Origin of the sequence: Massilia sp. ZL223, from assembly GCF_018119395.1 — a bacterium.
GTDB lineage: Bacteria > Pseudomonadota > Gammaproteobacteria > Burkholderiales > Burkholderiaceae_D > Telluria.
In genome coordinates, this window is record NZ_JAGPWD010000002.1 from 265356 (window position 1) to 276723 (window position 11368).

Genomic DNA, 11368 nt, shown 5'->3' on the forward strand with positions numbered 1-11368 from the left:
TCGCCGGAACGACGGGTGGGGTAGGATGCGGGCAGCTACTTCATTCCGCTTCTAACCCCATGACCCACCGCATCCCCATCGACCTCGAAAAATCCTACCGCCTCTTGAACCACGGCCCCACCGTCCTGGTCTCCAGCCACCACGCCGGCAAGGACAACGTCATGGCCGCCGCCTGGTCCATGCCCCTCGACTTCAAGCCGCCCAAGGTCGCCGTGGTCATCGACAAGAACACCCTCACGCGCAAGCTGGTCGAAGCCTCCGGCGAATTCGCCCTCAACGTCCCCACGCGCGAGCTGGCGAAGCTGACCGTGGACGTCGGTTCCGTGTCGGGCCGCGAGGTCGACAAGTTCGCCGCCTACGGCGCCGCCACCTTCCAGGGCGAACAGGTCGCCGCGCCCCTCCTGGAAGGCTGCATCGCCTGGCTCGAATGCCGCCTCATCCCCGAACCGCACATCCAGGACACCTACGACCTGTTCCTGGGCGAGGTGGTCGCCGCCTGGGCCGATCCGGCCGCCTTCGGCAACGGTCACTGGAACCCGGAGCAGGGCGGCCGCAAGAGCATCCATTACGTGGCCGGCGGGCACTTTTTCGAGACGGGCAAGGCCTTCGAGGTCAAGGACTAGCCGGCATGTGCAGACGGTATGGGATATGTCGTTTTGCTCACGCACCCATACCTTTGACGAAGAACAGGTAATTTGTGCAAATAAAGTTTGCATGAATTGCTTCGTGGCGAGATTTCATTCCAAGGCGGTCTGTAGCAAACTTTGCCAGTCCCCTGCGTGGTGCAGCGCAATAAGCTAGAATGATCATCCTTCGGGCCTGTCCGACGTCGATCCGTATCCCCATGAACGCCCCCGCACATATCCATACCCTGCTCGCCGACAATGCTCCCGCGCGCCTGCGCGAGATCCCGTACAACTACACCTCTTTCTCCGATCGCGAAATCGTGATCCGCCTGCTGGGTGAGTCGTCGTGGCAGCTGCTCGACGCGCTGCGCGGCGCCCGCCAGACCGGGCGCTCGGCACGCATGCTGTACGAAGTGCTGGGCGACATCTGGGTGGTGCGCCGCAATCCCTACCTGCAGGACGACATGCTGGACAACCCGAAGCGCCGGGCCAAGCTGATCGAAGCCTTGCATCACCGCCTGGCCGAAGTCGACAAGCGCCGCCTGACCGTGGACGCCCAGGAAGGCGGCGACAGCGCCTCGCGCAGCGCCGCCGTCGAGCAGCTCCTGGCCGCCGCACGCAAGGCGGTCGACGATTTCGGCCGCGAATTCAGCGACATGTACGACCTGCGCAAGCGCGCCACGCGCGTGCTGGGCGCCTACACCGACAAGCGCAACATCCGCTTCGACGGCATGCACCGCACCTCGCACGTCACCGACGCCACCGACTGGCGCGTCGAGTACCCCTTCCTGGTCCTGCTGCCGGACAGCGAGGAAGAGATGGCCGGCCTGGTCAAGGGCTGTATCGAGCTGGGCCTGACCATCATCCCGCGCGGCGGCGGCACCGGCTATACCGGCGGCGCGATTCCGCTGACGCCGATGTCGGCCGTGATCAACACCGAAAAGCTGCTGGCCATGGGCGAGGTCGAGATGACCCGCCTGCCTGGCGTGGACCGCGAGTACGCGACCATCCACACCGGCGCCGGCGTGGTCACCCAGCGCGTCTCGCAGGCGGCCGAAAAGGCCGGCTTCGTGTTCGCGGTCGACCCGACCTCGGCCCACGCTTCCTGCATCGGCGGCAACATCGCCATGAACGCGGGCGGCAAGAAGGCCGTCCTGTGGGGCACCGCGCTCGACAACCTGGCGTCCTGGCGCATGGTCGACCCCAACGGCGACTGGCTGGAAGTCACGCGCATGGACCACAACCTGTCCAAGATCCACGACGCGCCGGTGGCCACTTTCAAGCTCGAGTGGACCCACCCATCCACGAAAGGCGCCCCGAAGGGCGAGCCTTTCCGCACCGAGACCTTGACCATCGAAGGCCGCCGCTTCCGCAAGGAAGGCCTGGGCAAGGACGTGACCGATAAATTCCTGGCCGGCCTGCCGGGCATCCAGAAGGAAGGCACCGACGGCCTGATCACGTCGAGCCGCTGGATCCTGCACAAGATGCCGAAGTTCACCCGCACCGTGGCGCTGGAATTCTTCGGCCAGGCGCGCGACGCGATCCCGTCGATCGTCGAGATCAAGGATTACCTGGACAGCCTGCCGAAGAACGGCGACCCGGCCTTCGCGACCCTGCGCCTGGCGGGCCTGGAACACCTGGACGAGCGCTACCTGCGCGCGGTCGGCTATGCCACCAAGTCCAAGCGCGGCGTGCTGCCCAAGATGGCGCTGTTCGGCGACATCGTCGGCGACGACGAGAACGCGGTGGCGCTGGCCGCCTCGGAAGTGGTGCGCATCGCCAACACCCGCGTCGGCGAAGGCTTCGTCGCCGTCAGCCCGGAAGCGCGCAAGAAATTCTGGCTCGACCGCGCCCGCACCGCGGCCATCGCGCGCCACACCAACGCCTTCAAGATCAACGAAGACGTCGTCATCCCGCTGAACCGCATGGGCGAGTACACCGACGGCATCGAGCGCATCAACGTCGAGCTGTCGATCAAGAACAAGCTGCAGCTCGCCGAACAGCTGCACCAGTACCTGAGCAACGAGCACCTGCCGATCGAGAAGAGCGACGACGCCACCGGCGACACCGTCGACCGCGCCGAGATCCTGGGCGACCGCCCGCAGCAGGCGCAAGCCCTGGTGCAGCTGGTCGGCAAGCGCTGGGCCTTCATCCTGGCGAATCTGGACGCGCCACTGCGCGACGTGACCGGCGAGCTGGCCGAGCTGGGCCTGGGCCACCTGACCGGTGCGCTCGACCTGCGCATCGGCAACCAGCCGGACGCCACCCTGTTCGACGTGGTCCAGGACCATAGCGTGCGCGTATCCTGGAAGCAGGAGCTGCGCGCCCCGCTGCGCCAGATCTTCAACGGCGCCGCCTACAAGTGCATCCTCGACGAATGCACCGCGATCCACAAGCGCGTGCTGCGCTCGCGCGTGTTCGTGGCCCTGCACATGCACGCGGGCGACGGCAACGTGCACACCAACCTGCCGGTCAACTCGGACGACTACGCGATGCTGCAGGACGCGCACAAGGCCGTCGAGCGCATCATGAAGCTGGCCCGTTCGCTGGACGGCGTGATCTCGGGCGAGCACGGCATCGGCATCACCAAGCTCGAATTCCTGACGGACGAAGAAATCGGCGACTTCCGCGACTACAAGCTGCGCATCGACCCGGAAGGCCGCTTCAACAAGGGCAAGCTGCTGAACCTGGAAGGCGCCCACGCCGACCTGCGCAACGCCTACACCCCGTCCTTCGGCCTGATGGGCCACGAATCGCTCATCATGCAGCAGAGCGATATCGGCGAGATCGCCAACAGCATCAAGGACTGCCTGCGCTGCGGCAAATGCAAGCCGGTCTGCACCACCCACGTGCCGCAATCGAATTTGCTGTACTCGCCGCGCGACAAGATCCTCGCCACCTCGGCGCTGATCGAAGCCTTCCTCTACGAAGAGCAGACCCGCCGCGGCGTCTCGATCCGCCACTGGGAAGAATTCGAGGATGTCTCGGACCACTGCACCGTGTGTCACAAGTGCGTGACGCCGTGCCCGGTCAACATCGACTTCGGCGATGTCTCGATGAACATGCGTAACCTGCTGCGCAAGATGGACAAGCGCAGCTTCAAGCCGGCCAACCGCGCCGCCATGTTCTTCCTGAACGCGACCGACCCGACCACCATCAACGCCACCCGCAAGGCGATGGTGGATTGGGGCTACAAGGCCCAGCGGGTTGGGGCAGGGCTGTTGAAAGGCCTGGCGAAAGAGCAGACCAAGGCGCCGCCGCCGACTACCGGCAAGACCCCGGTGCGCGAGCAGGTGATCCACTTCATCAACAAGAAGATGCCGGGCAACCTGCCCAAGAAGACGGCGCGCGCGCTGCTCGACATCGAGGACGACAAGGTCATCCCGATCATCCGCAATCCGAAGAAGACCACGGCCGACACCGAAGCCGTGTTCTACTTCCCGGGCTGCGGTTCGGAGCGCCTGTTCTCGCAAGTGGGCCTGGCGACCCAGGCGATGCTGTGGGAAGTGGGCGTGCAGACCGTGCTGCCGCCGGGCTACCTGTGCTGCGGTTACCCCCAGCGGGGAGCCGGCCAGTACGACAAGGCCGACAAGATGATGACGGACAACCGCGTGCTGTTCCACCGCATGGCCAACACGCTGAACTACCTCGATATCAAGACCGTGCTCGTGTCCTGCGGCACCTGCTATGACCAGCTGGCGACCTACGAGTTCGAGAAGATCTTCCCGGGCTGCCGCATCATGGACATCCATGAGTATTTGCTGGAGAAAGGCGTCAAGCTGGAAGGCGTCACCGGTACGCGCTACATGTACCACGATCCCTGCCATACGCCGATGAAGATGCAGGATTCGCTCAAGACCGTGAACGCGCTGGTCTCGACCTCGGACAAGGTCCAGATCGAGAAGAACGACCGCTGCTGCGGCGAGTCGGGCACCTTCGCGGTGAGCCGTCCGGACATCGCGACCCAGGTGCGCTTCCGCAAGGAAGCCGAGATGGAGAAGGGCGCCGACAAGCTGCGCGCCGACGGCTTCAAGGGCGACGTCAAGATCCTGACCTCCTGCCCGTCCTGCCTGCAGGGCCTGTCGCGCTACAACGACGACGCCGGCACCACCGCCGACTACATCGTGGTGGAGATCGCCAGGCACCTGCTCGGCGAGAACTGGCTGCCCGACTACGTGGCGCGCGCCAACAACGGCGGTATCGAAAGGGTGCTGGTATGAAGCAGGCCGGTTGCGAACTGTGCGAGCTCTCCGCACCGGTCGTCTGGCGCGGGCCGAAGTTCAGCGTCATCGTCGTCGATGACGCCAGCTATCCGGGCTTTTGCCGCGTGATCTGGAACGAGCACGTGCGCGAGATGAGCGACCTGACGCAGGAAGACCGCCTGCTGCTCAACGAAGCCGTGTTCCAGCTGGAAGAGGCGGTGCGCGAAGTGATGCAGCCGCTGAAGCTCAATGTGGCCAGCCTGGGCAATGTGGTGCCGCACCTGCACTGGCATGTGATTCCGCGCTATGCGGACGACGCGCATTTCCCGGCGCCGGTGTGGGCGCAGGCGGCGCGCGAGACCCCGCTTGACGTGCTGGCGGCGCGCCGCGCGCTGCTGCCGAAGCTCGAAGCTGCTATCCTTCGCCGGTTCACGTAATCCAGGAAATCGCCATGCCCAACCCGACCGAACTGACCGTCCACCAGAAATCGCGCCTGCTAGACATCGCCTTCGACGACGGCGCCGCGTTTGCGATTCCCTTCGAGCTGCTGCGCGTGTATTCGCCCTCGGCCGAGGTGAAGGGCCACGGGCCGGGACAGGAAGTGCTCCAGGTGGGCAAGCGCGAAGTCGGCATCACGGGTGTCGAGCCGGTCGGGAATTACGCGATCAAGCCGCTGTTCTCGGATGGCCACGCGACCGGTATCTTCAGCTGGGATTACCTGTACAAGCTCGGCAGCGAGCAGCAGGTGTTGTGGCAGCAGTACCTGGCCCGCCTGAAGGCGGCCGGCTTCGACGAGGAAACCGGGCGCGCACCGGGCGCCGAGCTGCCGGGCGCGCCGGTGATGTCGGGCTGCGGCCACAAACATTGATACAGTAATTTGCCTGTAGGGTGGACGGCTCTGCCGTCCACCCTACGCTGTCAGGCGCAGCAGCTTCCTTGCGCACGCGCGCACGGCCTCCCTCAGCGCCGGCGGCTGCCTGATCTCGAAATCGCAGGGCAGGCTGGCCAGCTGCCGGGCCATCCAATCGATCTCGTCCGCCTGGCAATGCATCGCCACGCCATCCTCCGTCTGCTCGAACACGGCGATCGTTCGTGAGAGCAGCGCCTGCGCGCGCTCCAGGCTGGTCTTGAGCAGCACCTCGACCGCGTGCGCGCGCGGCAGGGTGGCGACCGAGCGCAGCAGGTAGGCCAGGGCGTCGAAACCGTCGGGCCGCTCGAAAGGCCGCTCGAGCGTCTCCACCGAACGGATGCGGTCCAGGCGGAACGAACGGATCGCGTGACGCAGGTGGCACCAGCCGATCGCATACCAGCAGCCGCCGTGATAGGCCAGGCCATAGGCGTCGAATTCGCGCTCCGACTCCCGGCCCGCGGTGTCGCCATAGCCCAGGCGCACCCGCCGCCGCGCCTGGGCCGCGACCGACAGCGCCGCCAGCGCAGTGTGGCTGGGGCTGGCCGCGGCGGAGGCGCCGGCGACGTCCAGTTGCACCGTCTGGTCGACCGCGCGCACGCGCTGGCGCAGGCCGGCGGCCATGACGCGCTCCAGCTTGGCCTGGGCGCTGGCCACCGCCGGCGCGCTGCGGTCCAGCCCGAAGCTGCGCGCGGCCAGCAAGCCCACCGACAGGGCCACCGCCTCGTCCTCGCTGAACATCATCGGCGGCAGCTTGAAGCCCGCCACCAAGGCGTAGCCGCCGGCCCGTCCCCGTTCGGCCGTTACCGGAATGCCCATGTCTTCCAGCGCCGCGATGTAGCGCCTCAAGCTGCGGCCATCCACACCGAGGCGCGCCGCCATGTCGGCGCCGCTGATGCGGCCATGCGCCTGCAGCAGTTCCAGCACCGCCAGCACCCGTGTCGCCGGTTTCGCCATCTCGAAAAATGTTTGTTTTAATTAGGTCTGATTATGTCCTGATTTGCCCTTAGGCTGCATGCTCGCATCAACCAACAAGGAGAAAAAGATGGAAGCGGCACAACTGGGATTGTTTTTCGTGGTCGTCTTCGGCGTGATCGCGCTGCCAGGACTGGACATGGCCTTCGTACTGGCCAGCTCGATGCGCGGTGGCAGCGGCGCCGGTTTCGCCGCCGTGGGCGGCATCGTCGCGGGCGGCATCGCCCACACCCTGATGGGCGTGCTCGGCGTGGCGGCGATCCTGGCCGTGTGGCCGCCGCTGTTCAACGCCATGCTGCTGGCGGGGGCCGTGTACATCGGCTGGATCGGCTGGACGCTGCTGCGCGCGCAAGCGGCGCCCACCTTGGCGATCTCGCCCCAGGCCCAGCTGCCGCGCGGCAGGTCGATCTTCCTGCAGGGGATGCTGACCTGCCTGCTCAACCCCAAGGCCTATGTGTTCATGCTGGCGATCTTCCCGCAATTCCTGCGCCCCGGGCAAGGCGGTTTGTGGACACAGGCTGCGCTGCTGGGCCTGATCATTGCCTTCACCCAGGCCCTGGTGTATGGCGCGGTGACGGTGGGCGCGCTGGGCGCCCAGCGCCGCATCAATGCCAACCCGCGCGGCGGTCTGTTCGCTGCCCGTATGGTGGGCGCGGTGCTGGTCGGGGCAGGGGTGCTGACCCTGTTGCAGGGATGGCGCTCTTAGCCGCGTCGCGCCGTCCCCTGAAACGACAAAGAGCACGCCAAAGGCGTGCTCTCAGTCTTGGTCGGCATGCCCGCTGAGCGGGCCGTGCGCTAACTTATTGCGGCTGGATGTTCGCAGCCTGCTTGCCTTTTGGGCCGGCAGTGATGTCGAAGCTCACGCGCTGATTTTCCTGCAGCGACTTGAAGCCGGTTACGTTGATGGCCGAGAAGTGTGCAAAGACGTCTTCGCCACCGCCGTCAGGCGTAATGAAGCCGAAACCCTTCGCATCGTTGAACCACTTTACAGTGCCAGTCGCCATGTTATTCCCTCAAAAGAAAGTATTTGTCTTATCGCTCTGTGCGCGCGTCGGAGGACTGGAACCAGCGGCGTGCTCATCATTGCAATTCTGATTATAAAAGCAATTTTTATTTTTTCGGCAAGTTTTTTTCAATCGTACACCCCCTTTGCGATTGGCGTTCTTTACGTACGCCCGTGCAGTGTTTCCTATCGGAATGTGAACGGCATGCGTACCGTCAGCGTGACATCTGGGGTGTCGCGGGTGACGCCGGCGCCCACGGCGATACTCAGTGAACGCTTCTCGTTGAAGCGGTAGGAATAGCCCAGCAACAAGGTACCAAGCTGGGTGCGTACCGAGCCCGGCACATTATTGCCGTTCTGCTTCATGCGCCCCACCGTGCTGTGGTCGTAACCCAGGCTGAGCGAGGCTTTGTCGTTCAGCGCCAGGCCCATGCCGAAGTTGAAGCCGATGATCGCGCCCGGTTCCAGTTCGCCCAGCGGCTCGCGGATGTTGTTGCGCACCAGGCGCTCCACATTGCTGCGCTTGAAGTTGTGCAGGTAGCTGAGGTTGCCGAAGAAGACCGCCGGGTCGGAGGGGAACAGCCAGGTCAGGCTGCCCTGCAGCGAATGGAAGCCAGAGCCGGTCGGCAGCGATAGCGGCAGGCCGGTGCCGGTGACATTCTCGCCGATGCAGCGCGTCTGGCAATCGGTGACGACTTCGAATGGATCCTTGCCGGTGGACGATTTATAGCGCAGGCCGCCGATGTAATAGGCCTTGTCGGGCCCGCCATTGTTCAGTTGGTAGCGGCCGGCGATCTCGATATCGCCCATGTCCTTGCCGCTCGTGTTGAAGACGCGCTCGACCGCGGTGCCGGTGAAGATCTCGCGGCTCACGGTGGCGTCCGAACGATACACATAGGGCAGCTTGACCTCGATCTCCATCCGGTTGTTCAGGCCGGTGCGCGCGGTGAGTGAACCGGTGAACGTGTTGCGCTTGACCTCACGCACATCCACCAGGCCGATCAGGAGCGCCGGAATCACCGTGTAGCCGACCAGGGCCACCCGGTTGCTGGACGAATAACCGAACTGCATGGCGGGTTCCAGGATGTACTTGCCGCGCGGCGTCAGCACGCCGGGCGCCTCGAACAGCGGCGCGACTTCGGGCGGGCGCTGGTCCTTCTGGTTGCTGTTCGCCGCCGTCTGCTGGGTCTGGGCGGGAGCGCGCGCCGCCGGCTGGGCGGGGCCGCGAACGGCCGGCGCCGCAGGCGAGGATGGCCGCTGATTGGCCGGCGCGTTGCTGTTCTGTGCGGTTTTCTTTTGCGGCGCCGGCTTCGCTGCCGGCTGCGCTGCCGGCTGCGGCGCCGGCGCGCCGCTGTTCTGCCCGCCGGTACCGCGCTGCTCCGACAAGGTCAGATCGTCGGCGCGTGGCGGCAATTCCAGCTGTTCGGCCAACATCGGCTGAGCTTCGTCGCGCCGTTCTTCGATACGCTCGATCTTGGCGCGCTGCGCCTCCAGCTCCTGGGTCAGGCGCTCGACCAGTTCGCGCTGCGCCGCCAGCTCGGCCTTCAGCGTGGACAGTTCGGCGCTGCGATCCTGTTCGCTGGCCGGCCCCTGCTGCGCGTGGGCCACAGGCCCCAGCAGCAAGGCGGCCAGACCTGCGGCCTTGAGACGCGAAACACGGGTGCGCATCCGTTTCTCCCTGATCAATTAATCATATTGCAATGCTACAGGTTTCCTGCCGAGCGCACGATTGCATCGGAGATAGTTGCATGAAAATTCATGTCTTTGATCAAGGCCATACTGTTGACGGTTGAGGAGATGGTGGTTTGGGCCAGGATTGCCTGGTGATCCAGGCTGTTCTGGACGAAGGTGGCGCCGCTGCCCAGGCCGAGGTCGCTGGGGGCGAAGTTGCTGCCGCCGATCTGGACCAGGCGGGCCGTACCGAGCGCATCGCGCGCTTGTGCGAGCTGCTCGGCATTGATGGAAGCAAGGTCGGGAATGGCGAGATTGGTGCGCGACAGCACCTCGCCATTGACCGATACCACGCGTTCGATCCCCAGCGAAATGTTGAGGCCGCCCGGCGTGTCGAAACCGCCGCGGTTCGCGTCCAGGGTCGCCTCGTCCACCGGTGCCCAATCGGCGGCATCAATGACGGGGTTTTGCTCAGCCAGCGCCGCATGGCAGGCTCCGGCCAGCAGCGCAGCCACGAGGGCGTGGCGAGCATGTATGAGCCAATGCATGGGATTCCTTTCAAAAATCGCCAGGACCGAACTTCGGAAGGCTCTGGCTGTACTGTTCCACGTTGATGCCGTTACCGAGCGGCGCGCGCGGTGCGGCGAGCCAGTCTTCGGCGCGGTTGAAGGCGACCTTGCCCGGATATTTGTGCACCACGAACAGCAATTTGTTGGCCCACAGTTCGTTGAAGCGCTCGCGCGTCACCGAACGGGTTCCACTGGACGGGTCGCCCAGCAGGATGCGGCCGTCCTCCGCGCCTTTGATGACGACGAAATGGTTGTAGCCACGGTCGTTGATCAGGACGATCGCAGGCAGCTTCGCCTCGAACAGCTTGTCGAGCGGCTGCTGGAAGCCGTCGCCGACGAAACCGCGTCCGGCCAGGTAGCGCTTCATGTCGAGCATGGAAAAGCCCTGCTGGCGGATCTTGGCTTTGTCGCCGGCCATGAACATTTTCTCGAAGACTTCCTTCTCGGTCACCGGAGTGCCGTAGTGGTAGGTCAGCAGCGTGGCCAGGGCAGCCGAGCCGCAGCTGAAATCGAACTGCTGGCGTGTGGTCTTGCGGAATTTGATTTCCTTCAAAGAGGTGACAGGCACCGTGGCGCGCTGTCCGACGGCCAGTTCGATCGAGGAGGCCGGACAGCGGGGCGCCAGCAACAAGCCGCACATGGCGGCAGAGATGGCGACAAACGTTTTCATAGAGCCTTTATCGTTGTGCTACTGCAAGCGCAGGTTGATGACGGTCGCGTTCTGGATCAGCACGTTCGAACCGCTGTTCTGGATCACCATCGGCAAGCCTTGCGCGTTGGCGAAAGAGCCGCCGTCGATCACATTGTTGCCACTGACGGTATTGACCGCAGTGTTGTTGCCCACCGTGCCGCCCAGCACTGCTTCGGTATGCACGGTGTCGTCCTTGCCGGAGGCGCGTTCCAGGCGTTCGACCGCGACGGCTTCGCCCCAGGCGCTGTCCGCAGCCGCGACCTTTACCTCGTACAGGAAGCCGGGTTCGACCGGCAGCTTGTCAGGATCGGCGGCCTGCACCGCCAGCGGCAGCGCGGCCAGCGCAGCCAGCAGAGATCGGTTCACAGGTTTCATACAGGTTCCCCTTGTCGGAAAAAACACCGCGCGGCGAATGCCGCGCGGTGTCACTGCTGGATTACTGGCTGGCTGCGCCGCCGACGGTCATGTTCGACTGAACGTTGACGCTTTGCTGGATCAGCGAGGAGAAGCCGTTGTTTTGGCTGATCACCGAGACGCCGGCTGCGGACTGGGCGATGTTCGACATGGTGTTCGACATGTTGAATTCGCCGGTGGTCACGGTTTGCGTACCACCTGCGCCGCCGGTACCTGCGCCGCCGGCACCGCCAGTGGCGTCGCCACCGGTGTTGCTGCCGCCCGCGCCGCCGGCACCCGAGGTGTTGGAGCCGCCTGCGCCGCCGTCGCC

At 65.0% G+C, this 11368-nt stretch carries 11 protein-coding genes and 1 pseudogene; 5 read left to right on the forward strand and 7 right to left on the reverse strand.

Features of this window, described 5'->3' with window-relative positions:
• The first annotated feature begins 59 nt into the window (after positions 1-59).
• The 4 genes from KBW95_RS02700 (at position 60) to KBW95_RS02715 (ending at position 5696) form a co-directional block, all read left to right on the forward strand.
• Positions 60-623 (forward strand): flavin reductase family protein, encoded by a 564-nt coding sequence (locus KBW95_RS02700; RefSeq protein ID WP_211524246.1) that lies wholly within the window; start codon positions 60-62, stop codon positions 621-623.
• 221 nt (positions 624-844) lie between these two features.
• Positions 845-4846, forward strand: a complete 4002-nt coding sequence (locus KBW95_RS02705) for an FAD/FMN-binding oxidoreductase (RefSeq protein ID WP_211524247.1) — start codon at positions 845-847, stop codon at positions 4844-4846.
• Complete coding sequence (locus KBW95_RS02710; RefSeq protein WP_211527427.1) at positions 4843-5265, forward strand: HIT family protein; 423 nt, start codon at positions 4843-4845, stop codon at positions 5263-5265. Before KBW95_RS02705 ends, KBW95_RS02710 begins: the two co-directional genes overlap by 4 nt.
• A gap of 14 nt (positions 5266-5279) precedes the next feature.
• Complete coding sequence (locus KBW95_RS02715) at positions 5280-5696, forward strand: gamma-butyrobetaine hydroxylase-like domain-containing protein (protein ID WP_211524249.1); 417 nt, start codon at positions 5280-5282, stop codon at positions 5694-5696.
• Between the two features lie 42 nt (positions 5697-5738).
• Here the strand turns inward: KBW95_RS02715 and KBW95_RS02720 are convergent, their stop codons facing one another.
• Positions 5739-6692, reverse strand: a complete 954-nt coding sequence (locus tag KBW95_RS02720; RefSeq protein WP_211527428.1) for a YafY family protein — start codon at positions 6690-6692, stop codon at positions 5739-5741.
• Between the two features lie 88 nt (positions 6693-6780).
• Between KBW95_RS02720 and KBW95_RS02725 the strand changes: the two genes are divergently transcribed.
• A complete protein-coding gene (locus KBW95_RS02725; protein WP_211527429.1) occupies positions 6781-7416 on the forward strand; it encodes a LysE family translocator in 636 nt (211 codons plus the stop codon).
• 94 nt (positions 7417-7510) lie between these two features.
• Here KBW95_RS02725 and KBW95_RS02730 read toward each other — a convergent pair whose 3' ends face one another.
• The 6 genes and pseudogenes from KBW95_RS02730 to KBW95_RS02755 form a co-directional block, all read right to left on the reverse strand.
• Complete coding sequence (locus tag KBW95_RS02730) at positions 7511-7714, reverse strand: cold-shock protein (RefSeq protein ID WP_020653674.1); 204 nt, start codon at positions 7712-7714, stop codon at positions 7511-7513.
• Positions 7715-7899: 185 nt separating this feature from the next.
• Positions 7900-9381 (reverse strand): hypothetical protein, encoded by a 1482-nt coding sequence (locus tag KBW95_RS02735; protein WP_211527162.1) that lies wholly within the window; start codon positions 9379-9381, stop codon positions 7900-7902.
• Between the two features lie 35 nt (positions 9382-9416).
• Positions 9417-9932 (reverse strand): hypothetical protein, encoded by a 516-nt coding sequence (locus KBW95_RS02740; RefSeq protein WP_211527430.1) that lies wholly within the window; start codon positions 9930-9932, stop codon positions 9417-9419.
• A gap of 10 nt (positions 9933-9942) precedes the next feature.
• On the reverse strand, positions 9943-10623 hold the full coding sequence (locus KBW95_RS02745; protein WP_211527160.1) for a C39 family peptidase: 681 nt from the start codon (positions 10621-10623) through the stop codon (positions 9943-9945).
• 18 nt (positions 10624-10641) lie between these two features.
• Positions 10642-11010: a hypothetical protein gene (locus KBW95_RS02750; protein ID WP_373888744.1), complete on the reverse strand. Its 369-nt coding sequence runs from the start codon at positions 11008-11010 to the stop codon at positions 10642-10644.
• 70 nt (positions 11011-11080) lie between these two features.
• Positions 11081-11368 (reverse strand): annotated as a pseudogene (locus KBW95_RS02755) (hypothetical protein); the annotation flags it as partial.

Bases quoted from the DNA above. Each gene is read 5' to 3' on its own strand.
- KBW95_RS02700 (WP_211524246.1), top strand. From the start codon at position 60: ATGACCCACCGCATCCCCATCGACCTCGAAAAATCCTACCGCCTCTTG.
- KBW95_RS02705 (WP_211524247.1), top strand. From the start codon at position 845: ATGAACGCCCCCGCACATATCCATACCCTGCTCGCCGACAATGCTCCC.
- KBW95_RS02710 (WP_211527427.1), top strand. From the start codon at position 4,843: ATGAAGCAGGCCGGTTGCGAACTGTGCGAGCTCTCCGCACCGGTCGTC.
- KBW95_RS02715 (WP_211524249.1), top strand. From the start codon at position 5,280: ATGCCCAACCCGACCGAACTGACCGTCCACCAGAAATCGCGCCTGCTA.
- KBW95_RS02720 (WP_211527428.1), bottom strand. From the start codon at position 6,692: ATGGCGAAACCGGCGACACGGGTGCTGGCGGTGCTGGAACTGCTGCAG.
- KBW95_RS02725 (WP_211527429.1), top strand. From the start codon at position 6,781: ATGGAAGCGGCACAACTGGGATTGTTTTTCGTGGTCGTCTTCGGCGTG.
- KBW95_RS02730 (WP_020653674.1), bottom strand. From the start codon at position 7,714: ATGGCGACTGGCACTGTAAAGTGGTTCAACGATGCGAAGGGTTTCGGC.
- KBW95_RS02735 (WP_211527162.1), bottom strand. From the start codon at position 9,381: ATGCGCACCCGTGTTTCGCGTCTCAAGGCCGCAGGTCTGGCCGCCTTG.
- KBW95_RS02740 (WP_211527430.1), bottom strand. From the start codon at position 9,932: ATGCATTGGCTCATACATGCTCGCCACGCCCTCGTGGCTGCGCTGCTG.
- KBW95_RS02745 (WP_211527160.1), bottom strand. From the start codon at position 10,623: ATGAAAACGTTTGTCGCCATCTCTGCCGCCATGTGCGGCTTGTTGCTG.